This window comes from Pseudomonas sp. TMW22089 (assembly GCF_022496645.1).
Classification (GTDB): Bacteria; Pseudomonadota; Gammaproteobacteria; order Pseudomonadales; family Pseudomonadaceae; genus Aquipseudomonas; species Aquipseudomonas paraversuta.
The window spans coordinates 23,657-39,893 of sequence record NZ_SCFG01000001.1; the positions used below are offsets into that span (position 1 = coordinate 23,657).

General features: G+C 59.4%; 16 protein-coding genes and 1 pseudogene. 13 read left to right on the plus strand and 4 right to left on the minus strand.

Annotation, left to right across the window (positions count from 1 at the left end; all coding sequences use genetic code 11):
• The first annotated feature begins 18 nt into the window (after positions 1-18).
• Positions 19-1,941, plus strand: a complete 1,923-nt coding sequence (dibA, locus tag EQV90_RS00120; protein ID WP_003438225.1) for a phosphodiesterase DibA — start codon at positions 19-21, stop codon at positions 1,939-1,941.
• A gap of 8 nt (positions 1,942-1,949) precedes the next feature.
• Here dibA and EQV90_RS00125 read toward each other — a convergent pair whose 3' ends face one another.
• Complete coding sequence (locus EQV90_RS00125; RefSeq protein ID WP_003438228.1) at positions 1,950-2,234, minus strand: hypothetical protein; 285 nt, start codon at positions 2,232-2,234, stop codon at positions 1,950-1,952.
• 125 nt (positions 2,235-2,359) lie between these two features.
• On the opposite strand from EQV90_RS00125, the gene EQV90_RS00130 reads away from it, so the two are divergent.
• Positions 2,360-3,019 carry a glutathione S-transferase gene (locus EQV90_RS00130; RefSeq protein ID WP_003438231.1) on the plus strand — a complete coding sequence of 220 codons (660 nt, stop codon included), beginning with the start codon at positions 2,360-2,362 and terminating at the stop codon, positions 3,017-3,019.
• Positions 3,020-3,124: 105 nt separating this feature from the next.
• On the opposite strand, the gene argH is transcribed toward EQV90_RS00130, so the two are convergent.
• Positions 3,125-4,519, minus strand: a complete 1,395-nt coding sequence (gene argH / locus EQV90_RS00135; protein ID WP_003438234.1) for an argininosuccinate lyase — start codon at positions 4,517-4,519, stop codon at positions 3,125-3,127.
• A gap of 265 nt (positions 4,520-4,784) precedes the next feature.
• Between argH and EQV90_RS00140 the strand changes: the two are divergent.
• From EQV90_RS00140 to EQV90_RS00175, 8 genes and pseudogenes are all read left to right on the plus strand, one after another.
• Positions 4,785-4,907 (plus strand): annotated as a pseudogene (locus tag EQV90_RS00140) (sensor histidine kinase); the annotation flags it as partial.
• Positions 4,904-5,650, plus strand: a complete 747-nt coding sequence (locus EQV90_RS00145; protein WP_003438237.1) for a LytTR family DNA-binding domain-containing protein — start codon at positions 4,904-4,906, stop codon at positions 5,648-5,650. The pseudogene EQV90_RS00140 and the gene EQV90_RS00145, both read left to right, overlap by 4 nt.
• Positions 5,651-5,772: 122 nt before the next feature.
• Positions 5,773-6,714: a hydroxymethylbilane synthase gene (hemC, locus tag EQV90_RS00150; RefSeq protein WP_003438240.1), complete on the plus strand. Its 942-nt coding sequence runs from the start codon at positions 5,773-5,775 to the stop codon at positions 6,712-6,714.
• Entirely contained in the window at positions 6,711-7,478 is a 768-nt protein-coding gene (locus EQV90_RS00155; protein WP_003438244.1) for a uroporphyrinogen-III synthase, read from the plus strand. Before hemC ends, EQV90_RS00155 begins: the two co-directional genes overlap by 4 nt.
• Positions 7,479-7,494: 16 nt before the next feature.
• A complete protein-coding gene (locus tag EQV90_RS00160) occupies positions 7,495-8,628 on the plus strand; it encodes a uroporphyrinogen-III C-methyltransferase (RefSeq protein WP_240877606.1) in 1,134 nt (377 codons plus the stop codon).
• Positions 8,625-9,866: a heme biosynthesis protein HemY gene (locus EQV90_RS00165; RefSeq protein WP_003438249.1), complete on the plus strand. Its 1,242-nt coding sequence runs from the start codon at positions 8,625-8,627 to the stop codon at positions 9,864-9,866. Before EQV90_RS00160 ends, EQV90_RS00165 begins: the two co-directional genes overlap by 4 nt.
• Before the next feature lie 215 nt (positions 9,867-10,081).
• A complete protein-coding gene (locus EQV90_RS00170) occupies positions 10,082-10,621 on the plus strand; it encodes a disulfide bond formation protein B (protein WP_240877607.1) in 540 nt (179 codons plus the stop codon).
• 177 nt (positions 10,622-10,798) lie between these two features.
• On the plus strand, positions 10,799-11,284 hold the full coding sequence (locus EQV90_RS00175; RefSeq protein ID WP_003438254.1) for an Rsd/AlgQ family anti-sigma factor: 486 nt from the start codon (positions 10,799-10,801) through the stop codon (positions 11,282-11,284).
• Between the two features lie 55 nt (positions 11,285-11,339).
• Here EQV90_RS00175 and EQV90_RS00180 read toward each other — a convergent pair whose 3' ends face one another.
• Entirely contained in the window at positions 11,340-12,005 is a 666-nt protein-coding gene (locus EQV90_RS00180) for an FKBP-type peptidyl-prolyl cis-trans isomerase (RefSeq protein ID WP_240877608.1), read from the minus strand.
• Positions 12,006-12,251: 246 nt separating this feature from the next.
• Here EQV90_RS00180 and EQV90_RS00185 point away from each other — a divergent pair, with 246 nt between their 5' ends.
• On the plus strand, positions 12,252-13,241 hold the full coding sequence (locus tag EQV90_RS00185) for an AlgP family protein (protein ID WP_160626409.1): 990 nt from the start codon (positions 12,252-12,254) through the stop codon (positions 13,239-13,241).
• Here the strand turns inward: EQV90_RS00185 and EQV90_RS00190 are convergent.
• Positions 13,238-13,702: a TIGR02444 family protein gene (locus tag EQV90_RS00190; protein WP_240877609.1), complete on the minus strand. Its 465-nt coding sequence runs from the start codon at positions 13,700-13,702 to the stop codon at positions 13,238-13,240. The genes EQV90_RS00185 and EQV90_RS00190 overlap by 4 nt on opposite strands.
• A gap of 50 nt (positions 13,703-13,752) precedes the next feature.
• Here EQV90_RS00190 and EQV90_RS00195 point away from each other — a divergent pair, with 50 nt between their 5' ends.
• The gene (locus EQV90_RS00195; RefSeq protein WP_003438265.1) at positions 13,753-15,663 is read left to right on the plus strand and encodes an ATP-binding cassette domain-containing protein; all 1,911 of its coding nucleotides are present in this window, start codon (positions 13,753-13,755) and stop codon (positions 15,661-15,663) included.
• Positions 15,663-16,220 carry a mechanosensitive ion channel family protein gene (locus EQV90_RS00200; RefSeq protein ID WP_003438267.1) on the plus strand — a complete coding sequence of 186 codons (558 nt, stop codon included), beginning with the start codon at positions 15,663-15,665 and terminating at the stop codon, positions 16,218-16,220. Before EQV90_RS00195 ends, EQV90_RS00200 begins: the two co-directional genes overlap by 1 nt.
• The last annotated feature ends 17 nt before the right edge of the window (positions 16,221-16,237 follow it).

The window sequence follows — 16,237 nt, forward strand, 5'->3', positions numbered from 1 at the left end:
AGGTACTTTGACTTTCTTATGTCGGTTTCTTATCGCGATGCCTTGCGCGCGGCCTTGTCATACGGGCTGTTATCGGTTTTATGGCTGCAAATAACTGATCATTTATTGAACAGTTATTTCGATGATTCAGCGCAGTTGGCCCATTGGCAGCTCATAAATGGTTACGTTTGGGCATTTATAAGCACCTTCCTGATTTTTATCGCCCTTGGCCGCCTGTCCGGTTTTCTGGGGCAGGGCGTCAGCTTGAAGCGTCAACGGCAGGATCAAGAGCGTCTGCGCCAAGCAGCAGTGGTGTTTGACTGTACCCGCGAAGGAGTGCTGGTAAGCGACCGCAATGGCGTGATTGTGCATGTGAATCGCGCACTGGTGGAAATCACCGGCTACCCGGCACAAGAAGTTCTGGGCCAGCGGCCCAGCATGTTCAAGTCGGGGCGCCATGGCCCCGAGTTCTATCAGGCGGTGTTCAAGTCATTGCAGGAAAACGGTGACTGGCAAGGCGAGATCTGGAACCGGCGCAAAAGTGGCGAGATCTACCCGCAGTGGCAAATCGTGCGTGCGCTCACCGATTCCAAGGGGCAAGTCACCCATTACGTCGCGGTCTTTACCGATATCTCGGCGATTAAAAAATCCCAGACCGAACTGGCGCGGCTGGCGCACCACGACCCACTGACAGAGCTGCCCAATCGACTGTTGTTCACCGATCGTACCGAACAGGCGCTGGCCTCGGCACAACGTCACGCATCGGGCTGTGCGTTGCTGATGATCGATCTCGATCATTTCAAAATCATCAATGACAGCCTCGGCCATAACGTCGGCGACCTGTTGCTCAAGGCTGTTGCCGAGCGTTTGCAGAGCGTGTTTGGCAAAGGTTTCACCGTGGCCAGACTGGGCGGTGACGAGTTTGCCGTGCTGGTCGAAAGTTGTCCCCAGGTGACTCAGGCTGCCGCACTGGCACAGCAGGTGCTGGAGCTGATGAAGGGCGCGTTCGAGATCGATAAACATCAGTTGTTTGTCAGTGCCAGTGTTGGCATCAGTGTGTTTCCCAATGATGCAGTGAACGCTGAACAACTGCTGCGCAACGCCGACTCGGCCCTGTTCAAGGCCAAAAAATCGGGCCGCGAAGGCTACGCCCTGTACACCGAAGAGTTGACCGTCCATGCGCAGTACCGGATCGAGGTGGCCAGCGATCTGCGCCGGGCTCTGGAGCAGCAAGAGCTGCGTGTGTACTACCAGCCGGTTCACGACCTGCAGAACAGTCGACTGATCGGCGTCGAAGCACTGGTGCGCTGGCAACATCCACTGCGCGGGCTGGTGGCGCCGGGGGAATTTATTCCCATTGCCGAACGTACCGGGCTGATTGCCGAAATCGACGCCTGGGTATTGGAACAGGCCTGTTGGCAGATGTGTCAGTGGCAATCTGCCGGGGTAGAGTTGTCGTTTGTCGCGGTCAATATTTCCAGCCGGTTGTTTGCCCGTCCCGAGCTGTACAACCTGGTCTCCACGGTGCTGGCCGATACCGGTCTGGACCCGGCGCTATTGGAGCTGGAAGTCACTGAAAGTGCCGTGATGGAGGACTCCCAGGGGGCCCTTGAGCAGATGCACCGTTTGCGCAAGCTGGGTTTGAGACTGGCCATCGATGATTTTGGAACGGGTTTTTCATCACTGCTGCGGCTCAAGCAATTGCCTGTGCAGAAACTCAAGATCGATCAGGGGTTTGTCGCGGGGCTGCCGGATGACAATGACGATGTGGCCATTGTCCGGGCGGTCATCGCGTTGTCGCAAAGCATGGGCCTGCAAGTACATGCCGAGGGTATCGAGCAAGCCGCGCAGGCGAAGTTCCTGCTCGACTTGAAATGTGATCTGGGCCAGGGCTACTGGTTTGGGCGCCCGATGCCTGCCAGTGAACTGGACTGGCAGCGAGCCCCCGCCATTGGGCCCTGAGCCGCGACTCAGTTTTTCTCGGGTGGCAGGGTCGGCAGTGCACGCAGGGCTGCTTCGTACCACTCGGTGTTGAAGGCGCGATCTTCTTCGAGGATCGCGTCAATCTCTACGGCCAGCACGTGGGCCATCATCTGCAGGATTTCTTCGCGTTCGTAGCCCACCAGCGTCAACTTGTTGAACGTGGCTTTGGCTGCAGGCGGGTTGTCGCTTTCGATCTGGTTTTCAATCGCCTGGATCAGTGTGGATTCGGCGAACTCTTCTTCGTCGTTATCGATATCAACTGGCTCGCTCATGGGCAGGCTCCTCAAGTAAAGGCGGGCAGTCTAACTGTATTCACGTGGCTGATGCTGCTAGCCAGTGTAGCGGCGAAGTTCTATAACAACGGCTGCCAACCCCGATACGGCCTGGAGGCTTTGTAATGATCAAGCTTTATGGATTCGCAGTCAGCAACTACTACAACATGGTCAAGCTGGCGTTGCTGGAGAAGGGCGTCCCATTCGAAGAAGTCCCGTTTTTTGCCGGACAGACCCCGCAGGCACTTGCGATCAGTCCGCGTGGCAAGGTCCCGGTGCTGGGCGTCGATCAGGGCTTCATCAACGAAACCAGTGTAATTCTTGAATACCTGGAACAGACCCAGCAGGGGGAAAAACTGCTGCCGTCCGATCCGTTTGAGCGTGCCCAGGTGTTGGCGCTGACCAAGGAAATCGAGTTGTACATCGAATTGCCGGCGCGCGCCTGTTATGGAGAAGCCTTCTTTGGCATGCAAGTGCCCGAGGCGATCAGGGACAAAGCCCGGGTCGAGTTGCTGGAGGGCATCGCTGCTCTCGGTCGACACGGCAAGTTCGCGCCTTATGTGGCAGGTGACACGCTGAGTCTGGCGGACATTTACTTTGTGTTCAGCGTCGATCTGGCCTGTGCTGTTGGCCATAAGGTGTTCGGCCTGGACCTGCTGGCAGAGCATCCGGCAGCCCGGGCACTGCTGGAGCGTCTGCAGCGCAACCCCCACGTGCAGCGAATTGTGGCCGACAAGGAAGCGGCCATGCCGCAATTTCTGGCCTGGATCAGCAGCAAGAAATAACCCTGCCGGGATTTGCAGGGCAATAAAAAACGGGCGCTCAAATGGCGCCCGTTTTTTATAACCCGCAAAACCGTGTAGCCGCTGCCTGCAGCAGCGGTTATAGCGTTAGCGAGTGGCCAGCAGTGCCTTGCCACGAACAACCGCAGCCTTGACCTGTGCAGGTGCAGTGCCGCCGATGTGGTCGCGGGCATTGACCGAGCCTTCCAGGGTCAGTACGGCAAAGACGTCGTCTTCGATCTGATCGCTGAACTGGCGCAGTTCTTCGAGGCTCATTTCAGCCAGATCCTTGCCGGTCTCCACGCCGTACTTCACGGCGTGGCCGACGATTTCGTGGCAGTCGCGGAACGGCAGGCCACGGCGAACCAGATAGTCGGCCAGGTCAGTGGCGGTCGAGAAGCCGCGCAATGCCGCTTCACGCATGATCGCGTGCTTGGGCTTGATCGCAGGGATCATGTCTGCAAACGCACGCAACGAGTCGCGCAAGGTGTCAGCCGCGTCGAACAGCGGTTCCTTGTCTTCCTGGTTGTCCTTGTTGTAGGCCAGTGGCTGGCCTTTCATCAGGGTCAGCAGGCCCATCAGAGCGCCGAAGACACGGCCGCTTTTGCCACGAACCAGTTCCGGTACGTCCGGGTTTTTCTTTTGCGGCATGATCGAACTGCCGGTGCAGAAGCGGTCTGGCAGATCAATGAACTGGAACTGGGCGCTGGTCCATAGCACCAGCTCTTCGGAGAAGCGTGACAGGTGCATCATTGCAATGCTGGCCGCAGCGCAGAACTCGATGGCGAAATCGCGATCGGACACGTTGTCCAGCGAGTTACCGCCCACGGAATCAAAGCCGAGCAACTGAGCAGTGAATTCGCGGTCGATCGGGTAGGTGGTACCGGCCAGTGCCGCGCTGCCCAGCGGCATGCGGTTGGTGCGTTTGCGGCAGTCGACCAGACGTTCGTAGTCGCGGCTGAGCATCTCGAACCATGCCAGCATGTGGTGACCGAATGTCACCGGCTGTGCGGTTTGCAGGTGAGTGAAGCCGGGCATGATGGTCTCGGCTTCGCGCTCGGCCTGCTCCAGCAGACCTTTTTGCAGACGTGTGATTTCAGACAGGATCAGGTCAATCTCGTCGCGCAGCCACAAGCGGATGTCGGTGGCGACCTGGTCGTTGCGGCTACGTCCGGTGTGCAGTTTCTTGCCGGTTACGCCGATGCGGTCGGTCAGACGCGCTTCGATGTTCATGTGCACGTCTTCCAGATCGATGCGCCAGTCAAAGGTGCCGGCTTCGATTTCGCTCTGGATGGTTTTCAGGCCTTCGATGATGCTGTCACGCTCGGCATCAGTCAGCACGCCGACCTTGGCCAGCATAGTGGCGTGGGCCACGGAGCCCATGATGTCGTGACGATAAAGGCGCTGGTCGAAAGTGACGGAGGCAGTGAAGCGCGCAACGAAGGCGTCGACGGGTTCACTGAAGCGGCCGCCCCAGGACTGATTGGTCTTGTCGGTGCTCATGGATTCGCTCGTAATCGGCTGAGGGGAGTTACACAGAAAGTTACTGCAGATCATAACAGGGTTGCCAATCGTGGCGTTGACCCAGGTCGGCAGGTTTCAGGGGAAGTAAGGTATAAACAAATACCGGAACGAAATGTATTGATTGAGTACTTTCGTCTTGGCAACCGTCTACAGTTGCTCGTATGGATGAGTCATTGCATGTCTTTGTAGAATGCCAGACGCATCCGGTATTAAATCGAGCAACAGATGCAGGTGATTTTTTGCTGCGAGGTTTGCGGCACTTTTTGGCCTTTTCGCTAGTCTTAGCGTGGATCGCCGTGACAGCCGTCACATCACCTGTCTACGCTATCCTTGTGCGAGACTCACGCAGGAATACAGCGCTATATGAATGTCCTGATCGTTGATGACGAACCTCTGGCCCGCGAGCACTTGAGCGATGTGCTCCGTACGCTCGGGGGTTACACGTTGCTGGAGCCTGGCGCCTCTCATGGCGAAGAGGCATTGAGCCTGATCGAAAACCTCAAGCCGGATGTCGTGTTACTTGATATCCGCCTGCCGGGGCTCGATGGGCTGCAGGTTGCAGCCAAATTATGTGAGCGCGAATTACCGCCCTCGGTTGTCTTTTCCGTGGCCCCTGACGAATTTTCCCTGCAGGCCCTGCAAGAGAGCGGTGTCAGCTACGTGCTCAAGCCGGCAACCGCCGAAGCCCTGGGTGCTGCATTGAAAGAGGCGCACCGGCCCAACCGGGTTCAACTGGCGGCCCTCACCCGTCCTGCCGCGCAAACCGGCAGTGGCCCACGCAGTCACATCAGTGCCAGAACCCGTAAAGGGATTGAGCTGATTCCTATCGACCAGGTGATTTACTTTATTGCTGACCATAAATACGTGACCTTGCGCCACGAAGGCGGCGAAGTCCTGCTCGACGAACCACTCAAAGCCCTTGAGGACGAGTTTGGTCAGCGCTTCGTACGGATCCACCGTAATGCGTTGGTCGCCCGTGACCGGATCGAGCGTCTGCAGCGAACGCCGCTGGGTCACTTCCAGCTGTTTCTCAGGGGCTTGAATGGCGATGCGCTGATTGTCAGCCGCCGGCATGTCGCGGGTGTTCGCAAAATGATGCAGCAACTCTAACCCGCGCCAACAGGAGCGGGGCCGGGTTTTGGGCCAGGGAGGCCGGGTACTTCTGATACAAGTCAAAGCTGTTTTGGCTGAGCTGTTATTATCAGCCGTATCTTTTCAGTACGGATTGATCCATGTCCTCTCGCGAAATCCGCATCGCTACCCGTAAAAGCGCCCTGGCTCTGTGGCAGGCCGAATACGTCAAAGCCCGTTTGGAGCAGGCTCACCCGGCTCTTGTGGTGACGCTGGTGCCCATGGTCAGCCGTGGCGACAAGCTGCTGGACTCGCCACTGTCGAAAATCGGCGGCAAGGGTCTGTTCGTCAAGGAGCTTGAAACGGCTTTGCTCGAAAACGAAGCCGACATCGCAGTGCACTCGATGAAAGACGTGCCCATGGACTTCCCTGAAGGTCTGGGCCTGTTTTGCATTTGTGAGCGCGAAGACCCGCGCGATGCCTTTGTCTCCAATACCTTCGCCAGCCTCGACGATTTGCCCCAGGGCAGTGTTGTCGGCACCTCGAGCCTGCGCCGCCAGGCCCAGCTTTTAACCCGTCGCCCCGACCTCGAAATCCGCTTCCTGCGCGGTAACGTCAATACCCGTCTGGCCAAGCTGGATGCGGGTGAATATGACGCCATCATCCTTGCTGCTGCGGGCCTGATTCGTTTGGGCTTTGAAGATCGCATCACTTCGCCAATCAGCATTGAGCACAGTCTGCCGGCAGGTGGGCAGGGCGCGGTCGGTATTGAGTGCCGCAGCAGCGACCCTGAAATTCACGCCTTGCTGGCGCCGCTGCACCATGCCGACACGGCTGTGCGGGTCACTGCCGAGCGCTCGCTGAACAAGCATTTGAACGGTGGCTGTCAGGTCCCGATTGCGTGCTATGCGGTGCTCGAAGGTGAGCAAGTCTGGCTTCGGGGTCTGGTGGGCGACCCTGGCGGAGGACTGCTCCTGAGCGCCGAGGCGCGTGGCCCGCAAAGTGCCGCTACGGAGCTTGGGGTACAGGTGGCTGAAGATCTGCTGGCTCAAGGAGCGGGTGCCATTCTGCAGGCGGTCTACGGTGAGGCAGGGCACGAGTGACAGGCTGGCGCTTGTTACTGACCCGGCCCGCTGACGAGTCGGCGGTTTTGGCGAGCGAGCTGGCCGCCGCCGGGGTTTTCAGCAGCAGCTTGCCCTTGCTGGCAATCCATCCGCTGGCGCTGACTGATGAGCAGTTGGAGCTGATTGCCAATATTGACCGCTATTGCGCGGTGATTGTGGTCAGCAAGCCGGCGGCCCGCCTTGGCGTTGCGCTGGTCAAGCAGTACTGGCGGCAAGCGCCCGCTCAAAAGTGGTTCAGCGTCGGTGCCGCCACGGCGCAGATTCTCACCGACCACGGCCTTGATGTTAGCTACCCTCAAAGCGGTGACGACAGCGAAGCCCTGTTGGCGCTGCCGGTGTTTATCCAGGCAGTCGGGTGTGCTGATCCCAGGGTTCTTATCCTGCGTGGCGAGGGCGGCAGAGAGCTGCTGGCTGACCGCCTTCGAGGTCTGGGTGCCCGGGTCGACTACCTTGAACTTTACCGTCGAGAGTTGCCGTCATACCCGGCGCAGGTACTGCCCGAGCGGGTCAAAGTGGAACGCCTGAACGGTCTGGTGGTCAGCAGTGGGCAGGGCTTTGAACATTTACACCGCTTGTCGGGCCTTGCCTGGCCCGGGTTGGCACGTTTACCGTTGTTTGTTCCAAGCCCTCGGGTTGCCGAGATAGCGCGCAGCGCAGGGGCGAAAAACGTTGTGGATTGTCGTGGCGCAAGTGCCACGGCTTTGCTGGCGGCGCTACGGGAGCATCCCGTACCCGCTTTCTAATGCAAAGGATGGATACGTGAGCGATAGCGATACAGTCGTGCCAAAAGAACACGTGCAGCCGGCGCCGGAAGCGTTGGCTCAAAAGCCTGTTACGACGCCGGAGCGTCGGGGCAATGGCCTGGCCGTGGTTGCACTGCTGCTGGGTGCCGCCGGTGTGGCTGTCGGCGGTTGGGGGGTGTGGCAGGTGCGTCACCTGCAAACCAACACCGAACAACAACTGGGCGAAGTCCAGGCCCTGGCGGCACAAACACTGTCGATCAAGCAAACCGAGCAAGTCCTGCTGACGCGCCTTAACCAGCTGCCATCCGCCAGCGAGCTGGATAACCAGCGCCAGTTGGTCGTGCAGTTGCAAGGCGATCAACAGCGCCTCAATCAGCGCCTGGAGACGGTACTGGGCGCCAGCCGCAAGGATTGGCGTCTGGCCGAGGCCGAGCACTTGCTGCGCCTGGCCAGCCTGCGCTTGTCGGCATTGCAGGACATCAGCAGCGCACAGGCACTGGTGCAGGGCGCCGATGACATTCTTCGCGAGCAGAATGACCCCGGCTCTTTCGCCGCACGTGAACAGCTGGCCAAAAGCTTGACCGCATTGCGCAGCGTTGAGCAGCCGGACCGTACCGGGCTGTTCCTGAAGCTGGGCGCCTTGCGCGATCAGGTGGCAGACCTCAATGCATTGGCTCCGCAATACAAGGATGCTGGCGACTCGCTGCTGGGCCTTACGGCCGATGGCGATGGTGCGAGCCGCTGGGCGCAATGGTGGGATGAAATCTCGCACTACATCCGCATTGATTTCAACGCCGATAAAAATGTGCGGCCGCTGCTGGCAGGTCAGAGCCTGACGCAGGTGCGCCTGGCCCTGAGTCTGGCGCTGGAACAGGCCCAGTGGGCCGCCCTGAACGGCCAGGCAGCGGTCTACGCCCAGGCTTTGGCGCAAGCGCAAGAAGTGCTCAAGGGCAACTTCAATCCGGACAATACGCAAAGCAAAAAAATCCTTGAACAGGTGATTGAGCTGAGCAAGCAACCGGTCACGGTGAAAACCCCGGATCTTGCTGGCACCTTGAGTGCGGTACAGGCCTATCTTGAGCGTCGCAACGTGAATGCTGATGAACCGGGCAAGGCGGCTGCCAACCCGGCGCAGGAGACCAGCCCATGAGACGCTTTTATGTGATTGTGTTTTTGTTGATTGCAGCTGCGGCCTGCATCGGCCTGGCAATCGCCGAAGACTCGGGCTACGTATTAATCGCCTACAAAAGCTTCCGTTACGAATCCAGCCTATGGGCCACTTTGGCGCTGCTGGTGGTGCTGTGGTTGCTGGTCTGGGGCATCAAGCTGCTGGTCGAGCTGGTCACGGCGTCGACCGGTCTGGTCAATCCGTGGTCGCGGCGCAACCGCAGCCGGCGCACGCAGATTGCCATCGAGAATGGGCAAATTGACCTCGCTGAAGGGCGCTGGGCCAGTGCCCAGAAACACCTGACACGCGCCGCCGAAGCCGAGCGCCAGCCTTTGCTGTACTACCTGGGGGCGGCACGGGCAGCCAGCGAGCTGGGGCACTACGAAGAGAGCGACAACTTGCTTGAGCGTGCTCTGGAGCGTCAACCCCAGGCCGAACTGGCGATAGCGCTGAGTCATGCCCAGTTGCAGATGGATCGCGCTGACACCCAAGGTGCGTTGACCACCTTGCAGGCCATGCATGAGCGCCATCCGCACAATGCTCAGGTATTGCGTCAGTTGCAGCGCCTGTATCAACAGCGTGGTGACTGGACGGCACTGATCCGGTTACTGCCCGAGTTACGCAAAGACAAAGTGCTGCCGGCCAGTGAGCTGGCGGAACTGGAGCGTCGTGCCTGGGGCAAGAATCTCAGCTTCGCGGCTCAGCGCGAAACCGAAGGCGAAGCAGGGCTGCAATCGCTTCAGCGCGCCTGGCAACAACTCACCTCAGCCCAGCGCCAGGAGCCCGCTCTGGTGCTGGCATACGCTGAGCAATTGCGCCGTCTGGGTGCGCAAGCCGAGGCCGAGGAAGTCCTTCGTGGAGCGCTCAAGCGCAACTACGACAGCCATCTGGTGCGCCTCTATGGCCTGCTGCGGGGCAGCGATCCAGTGAAGCAGTTGCAGACTGCAGAAGGCTGGCTCAAGACGCATCCCGGCGACGCCAGTTTACTGCTCACCCTGGGTCGTTTGTGTCTGCAAAACAGTCTGTGGGGCAAGGCGCGGGACTATCTTGAAAGCAGCCTGAAAATCGAGCGCAACCCTGAAGCCTGTGCCGAGCTGGCGCGACTGTTGGCGCAATTGGGCGACACGACACGCAGCAACCAGTTGTTTCAGGAAGGTTTGAATCTGCTGGATGAGCGTTTGCTGGCGCTGCCTTTGCCGGCTACGGCCACCAGCCTGTAAATGGCGCAGTCCGGCTTGCGCATGGGCGCAAGCCGGACGTTGCAGGTCAGATAGCGCGACACTGGCTGACATGTCTTACGAAGCCCATTCGTAAGGATTACCTGATCTATTGGCAATTGCGTACGTTCTTTCGGACAGTTCCTAGCGGGCGACCTTGAAAGGGCTGATGGCTTTCATCTACCGTAATCGACTGTCTATTTTGTTACGGAAAAGCCATGTCCCTGGCATGCTCACGGTTCATTTTTCTTTTAGTGTTTCTGGCCGCGGCTTTGACCATGGGCGCTTCATTGTTCCTGGAATACGGGGTGGGGCTCGAGCCCTGCCTGTTATGCCAGGCACAACGCGGCTTTTTGCTGGGGATATGCCTGGTCAACCTGATGGGCTATGTGCATGGCCCGCGTCGTGCGGGCATGTGGGGCTATTCCATTGCGTCCATGCTGCTGGCCCTGGGTGGCGCTGCGAGCGCACTGAGACAGGTGCTGATGCAACGTCTGGTGCCCGAACAGCTGATGTTTTGCCAACCCGATCTGGCCAGTATCTGGCGCGACCTGTCCCTGAATGAAATATTCTCGATGATCTATCGGGGAAACGATGTATGCGCACACATCAGCTGGACCGTGCTTGATCTGAGCATTCCCGAGCTAAGCCTGCTGGCCTTTGTCGGCTTGAGTATCGCTGGCGGCTTTCAGGTCGTCAGCTCGATTTACTATCGCAAACCCCGTGCGCCTGCGACCCGGAGTAGCAGTAAGTATTAAACGCTTGTATGAACATTCTCTCGTGGGTACCTTGAAGCAGTTGCCGTGCGGGCATAATCTGGCCCGCACGCATTATTGGAATTATGCCGCCCAATACCGGTGCGCTTTGCACATTTGGGTTCAGACAGGCCTGGCTACAGTCAGGCGGCGTGGGCCCACAAGGGAAGAGAGACCGTCATGCTAGAAAGATGTCAGAGTGCTCAGGAACGTTTTAATGGCGTCCACAAGCTAATTGATAACTGGTTGCATGAGCGCCGCGAACTTGTGAAGGCTTACGATGCCGTCGATGTAGAGCAAAGGTCTTCCAATCCCAAGCGTAAAACCCAAAAGGAGTTTTGCCAGGTATTGGTAGATTACGTTTCGGCAGGCCATTTCGAAATTTATGAGCAGCTGAACGACGAAGCCAAAGCGTTCGAAGACGATAAAGGCCTTGAAGTCGCCAGTACCATTTACCCAAGACTTGAAGCCATTACACAAGCCGCGCTGGATTTTAACGACCAATGCGATGGCAAGGACCACCGTCCGGACTGCGAAAAGCTGGCGGCGAAATTCCAGGTGCTTGGAGAGCTGCTACATGAGCGGTTTGAACTCGAAGACTGTCTGATTGAAGTGCTGCACAACGCGCACAAGCAAAAAGAAGAAGTTCAAGCCATCGAGGCTTAGGTGGGGCGGGGTTGAAAATGGTGCGCATGGCGCGCCATTTTTCGTTATGGGCCGCTCACTTTCTGATATCGAGCAACTTGACTTCAAATATCAGGGGCGTGTAGGGCGCGATCAGATCTCCCGCACCCTCTGTGCCGTAAGCCTGGCTGGAAGGTATTGCCAGCCGCCACTTGGCGCCGACCGGCATCTGCACCAGCGCACTGCGCCAGCCCGCGATAACGCTGTCCAGGCGAAACCACTGAGGCTGAGTGCTCTGGTCGAATATGGTGCCGTCCGGTAGCCGCCCCACATAGTTCACCAACACCGAATCCTGTACGCCGGGTCTGGCTCCTGTGCCGTGCTTGAGCTCGGTGAGGATGATGCCGTCAGCCAGCTCCCGTGCCTGTGGTTGCTGTTTTTCCTTCAACAAAAAGTCACGCTCGGCGCCGAGTGCCATTTCAGTCTGCGGGCGGGCTGACGCGGTTTCGGCCTGGGCCTGATGCAGGGTGAGGATCTGCTCGATGCGCTCATCACTCAAGGCCAGCGGTTTGCCCTGGTAAGCCGTACGCAGACCTTCGATCAACGCCTGCAGTTGCAGTTCGGGGACTTCCTGACGCAGACGCTCACCCAGGCTTGCGCCCATGCTGTAAGCGAGGTCATGGGCAGCATCGGAGCCTGGCGTTGTGGCCGCATGGGTCAAAGGGGCAAGGCACAACAACGTCAAGAATAGGTAACGCGGCATGGGCACTCTCCGGCCTGAAGTGCGGGGGATTATGCCAGCGCTGACGCGCGCACTCCGGATTTTATTCGGGGTTTAAAAACGCTTGGCCACCCGACAAAATTACTCGGGGCGCAGCTTAAAGATTGATCTGGCACAAGTTTCTCAGTGCCATGCAACCCACAGCTATCGTTAGTGTCAACATGCCCTAGCGGCGCTTACTACAGAGGTCTAGTATGAGCCGCACTCACTTCAGCCAGGAGGTAAACCATGTCGGCCAACAAGAAGCCTGTTAATACGCCGTTGCACCTGCTCCAACAGCTCTCAGGCAGTCTGCTTGAGCATTTGGAAAACGCTTGTTCTCAAGCGTTGGCTGATGCTGAGAAACTGCTCGCCAAGCTTGAAAAACAGCGCGGCAAAGCTCAGGAAAAACTGCACAAGGCGCGTGAAAAACTGCAGGACGCTGCTAACGCAGGCAAGTCCAAGGCGCAGTCCAAAGCCAAGGCTGGGGTTAAAGAGCTCGAGCATCTGCTCGATACACTCAAGGATCGTCAGACCGAAACCCGTACCTACATTTTGCAGCTCAAACGCGATGCCCAGGAAAGCCTGAAACTGGCCCAGGGCATTGGCCGGGTCAAAGAGGCAGTAAGCAAAGCCCTGTCGACTCGCGATGCCAAGCCTGCAGCGTCGAGCAAAAAATCGGCAGCAAAAGCCTCCGCTAAATCCTCCGCGAAGGCCCCGGTCAAAGCAGCCGCCAAACCTGCCGCCAAAGCGCCTGCACAAAAGCCGGCAGCGAAACCTGCGGCCAGGCCGGTAGCAGCCAAAGCCCCTGCCGCCAAGCCAGCAGCCGCCAAAACAGCTGCTGCAAAACCTGCGGCCAAGCCGGCAGCGACCAAAGCGGTTGCGGCCAAAGCACCGGCTAAAGCCCCTGCCAAAGTCGCGGCCAAACCTGCGGTCAAAACCGCTGCCGCCAAGCCTGCGGCCAAACCAGCAGCCAAGCCTGCCGTAGCGGCCAAGCCCGCCGCCAAACCTGCTGCCGCCAAGCCTGCCGCAGCCGCCAAAGCGCCGGCCAAGCCTGTGGTTAAACCAGCCGCCAAGGCACCAGCCAAACCGGCTGTTAAAAAGCCTGTGGCAGCCAAGCCGGCCGCCACTGCTGCCAAACCGGCTACAACCCCCGCTGCGGCACCAGTGGCCACTGCGCCGGCGCCAACTCCGGCACCTGCAGCAACCCCGGCTACAACCCCCTCCAGCGCTTCCTAAGCGCGTTTGATTGCGGCGCGCAGCCTGTGCAGCGCGTCGCAATCAGGATGGCTGGCACTGCTCGCCATCTTGTTCAACCAGTCGCAATTGTCCCCGGACCGGGTTGACGACCAGCCTTGTGTCGCCGCCTCCAGGCGTTGCAATAACGTACGCTCAGCCTCCAGCTCCAAAGCCTTGACTTGCATGCGTAGCGCGCTCAGCGAATCATCCTGTGCGGCCGCATCGCGCCACCGGATCCGCAGCTGGCGTAACGGTTGCACCACTTCGCGTTGCCATGGCCCGGCGCAGACTTTTAAATGTTCAAGGCGCGCTTCGCTGCAATTCACCCCGCGCTCTTGCAACCAGGCCGCACAGAGCAACAGGCACACATCCAGGCCCTGCGCTTGCAGGCTCAGACACGCTTGCTCTACCCCGGGCCGGGCATAGAGGTTCAAACAGTAATTCCACAGGTCATTCTGCATAGTGCAATTCGCGCCAGTTGAGAGGGAAGCTGGTAGACTCCGCCGCCATTATGATCCGACTTCAGAACCTGACTTTACAGCGTGGCCCGCAACGTCTGCTAGAAGACGCCGAGCTGACCCTGCACGCCGGCCACAAAGCCGGTCTGGTCGGCGCCAACGGCGCCGGTAAATCCACTTTGTTCGCCTTGTTGCTGGGTGAGTTGACGCCTGATTCCGGGGATTGTCTGCTGCCGGCCGACTGGCGGATTGCCCACATGCGGCAAGAAATCGACACCCTCGACCGCATCGCGATCGATTACGTGCTCGATGGCGACTTGCGCCTGCGCCAGGTGCAGGCCGATCTGGCCAAGGCCGAAGCCGACGAGGATGGCGCCGCACAGGCGCGCCTGCATGCCGAGCTGGACAGCGCGGACGGCTACACCGCCGATGCCCGCGCCCGCAAAATGCTCGCCGGGCTGGGCTTCACCAACGAACAGATGGATCGGCCGGTAGCCGATTTCTCCGGTGGCTGGCGGATGCGCCTGAACCTGGCGCAGGCCTTGATGTGCCCGTCCGACTTGTTGCTGCTCGATGAGCCGACCAACCACTTGGACCTCGACGCCATCCTGTGGCTCGAAGACTTCCTCAAGAATTATCCGGGCACCTTGCTGCTGATCTCCCACGATCGGGACTTCCTCGATGCCGTGGTCGACAACATCGCCCACGTTGACCAGCGCAAAATCACCCTTTACCGCGGTGGTTACAGCGCCTTCGAACGCGCCCGTGCCGAGCGTCTGGCCCAGCAGCAACAGGCCTACGAGAAGCAGCAGGCGCAACGTGCGCACATGGAAAGCTACATTGCCCGCTTCAAGGCCCAGGCCACCAAGGCACGTCAGGCCCAGAGCCGGATCAAAGCCCTGGAACGCATGGAAGAGCTGAGCGCGGCCCATGTCGACTCGCCGTTCGATTTCGTGTTCCGCGAGGCGGTCAAACTGTCCAGCCCGCTGCTGGATTTGTCCGATGCCCGTTTGGGCTATGGCGACAAAACCATCCTGGAGAAGGTCAAGCTGCAGTTGGTCCCGGGCGCCCGTATCGGTTTGCTCGGCCCCAACGGCGCCGGTAAATCGACCTTGATCAAAAACCTCGCAGGTGAGCTGGAGCCGTTGTCGGGCCGTCTGGCCCGAGGCGAGAACCTGGTTGTCGGCTATTTTGCCCAGCATCAGCTCGACTCGCTGGACTCAAAAGCCAGCCCGTTGTTGCACATGCAGCGTCTGGCGCCGGCCGAGCGCGAGCAAACCCTGCGCGACTTCCTGGGCGGTTTTGACTTCCGTGGTGCACGCATCGACGAGCCGGTACTGAATTTTTCGGGTGGCGAAAAAGCCCGTCTGGCCCTCGCGCTGATCGCCTGGGGCCGTCCGAACCTGCTGCTGCTCGACGAACCCACCAACCACCTTGACCTCGAAATGCGTCTGGCGCTGACCATGGCTCTGCAAGAGTTCAGCGGTGCGGTACTGGTGGTGTCCCACGATCGGCATTTGCTCAAAAGCACCACGGATGAGTTCCTGCTGGTGGCAGACGGCAAGGTGCAGGAATTCGACGGCGACCTCGAAGACTACGCCCGCTGGCTGGCTGATTATCGCTTGCGCAACGCGCCGGCCAGCAACACGCCGGTCAATCCTGACAAGACCGATAAAAAGGCTCAGCGTCAGGCTGCTGCAGCGCTGCGTCAGCAGTTGGCACCGCACAAGCGCGAAGCTGACAAGCTTGAAAGCGAACTGGGCAAGGTCAATGAAAAGCTGGCCAAAATTGAAGCCAGTCTGGGCGACAGCGGCGTCTACGAAGCCGCGCGCAAAGACGAGTTGCGCGAGTTGCTGGCCGATCAGGCCAAGCTCAAACAGCTGGAAGGTCAGCTCGAAGAGCGCTGGATGGAAGCCCTGGAGCTGCTGGAAACCCTGCAGGCCGAGCTGGAAGCACTGTCCTGATGGAAGCCCTGCATTTGCCAGTCCCCGCCGAGCTGATAGCACCGCTGTGGCTTGCCCTGCAGATCTTGCTGATCCTGCTGGCGGGGTACTTCTCGCAGCGCATCGTGGCCCGGTTCCTGACCCGACTGAGCGAGCGTTATCCGTTCCCGCCGCAGCTGCTGATGCCGCTGCGGGGCGGCTTGCGCTGGTTCATCATGGGCAGTGCCTTGATCTTCGTTCTCGAGCGCCTCGGCGTTTCGGCCACGGTGCTGTGGACGGCCCTCTCGGGTTTTGTCGCGGTTGCGGCGATTGCCTTCTTCGCCATGTGGAGCGTGCTGTCCAACCTGCTGTGTGCGGTGTTGATCTTCACCGTGGGCCCGTTTCGGATTGGCGACGTGGTGGAACTGCTCGACACCCTGGACAAGCCAGGGGTCAAAGGCCGGGTCGTGGCCATAAACCTGCTCTACACCACCCTGATCGAGCCTGCAGAATCCGGCAGTGGCAGCAGCATGGTGCAAGTGCCCAACAGCCTGTTCTTCCAGCGCTCTGTACGGCGCTGGCGCGAAGGCGATCTTTGACCCTGCCCGATGTGTGA

Bases quoted from the DNA above. Each gene is read 5' to 3' on its own strand.
- EQV90_RS00175 (WP_003438254.1), top strand. From the start codon at position 10,799: ATGCTAGAAAGATGTCAGAGTGCTCAGGAACGTTTTAATGGCGTCCAC.
- hemC (WP_003438240.1), top strand. From the start codon at position 5,773: ATGTCCTCTCGCGAAATCCGCATCGCTACCCGTAAAAGCGCCCTGGCT.
- EQV90_RS00190 (WP_240877609.1), bottom strand. From the start codon at position 13,702: ATGCAGAATGACCTGTGGAATTACTGTTTGAACCTCTATGCCCGGCCC.
- EQV90_RS00130 (WP_003438231.1), top strand. From the start codon at position 2,360: ATGATCAAGCTTTATGGATTCGCAGTCAGCAACTACTACAACATGGTC.
- argH (WP_003438234.1), bottom strand. From the start codon at position 4,519: ATGAGCACCGACAAGACCAATCAGTCCTGGGGCGGCCGCTTCAGTGAA.
- EQV90_RS00125 (WP_003438228.1), bottom strand. From the start codon at position 2,234: ATGAGCGAGCCAGTTGATATCGATAACGACGAAGAAGAGTTCGCCGAA.
- EQV90_RS00165 (WP_003438249.1), top strand. From the start codon at position 8,625: ATGAGACGCTTTTATGTGATTGTGTTTTTGTTGATTGCAGCTGCGGCC.
- EQV90_RS00185 (WP_160626409.1), top strand. From the start codon at position 12,252: ATGTCGGCCAACAAGAAGCCTGTTAATACGCCGTTGCACCTGCTCCAA.
- dibA (WP_003438225.1), top strand. From the start codon at position 19: ATGTCGGTTTCTTATCGCGATGCCTTGCGCGCGGCCTTGTCATACGGG.
- EQV90_RS00200 (WP_003438267.1), top strand. From the start codon at position 15,663: ATGGAAGCCCTGCATTTGCCAGTCCCCGCCGAGCTGATAGCACCGCTG.
- EQV90_RS00180 (WP_240877608.1), bottom strand. From the start codon at position 12,005: ATGCCGCGTTACCTATTCTTGACGTTGTTGTGCCTTGCCCCTTTGACC.
- EQV90_RS00195 (WP_003438265.1), top strand. From the start codon at position 13,753: ATGATCCGACTTCAGAACCTGACTTTACAGCGTGGCCCGCAACGTCTG.
- EQV90_RS00170 (WP_240877607.1), top strand. From the start codon at position 10,082: ATGTCCCTGGCATGCTCACGGTTCATTTTTCTTTTAGTGTTTCTGGCC.
- EQV90_RS00145 (WP_003438237.1), top strand. From the start codon at position 4,904: ATGAATGTCCTGATCGTTGATGACGAACCTCTGGCCCGCGAGCACTTG.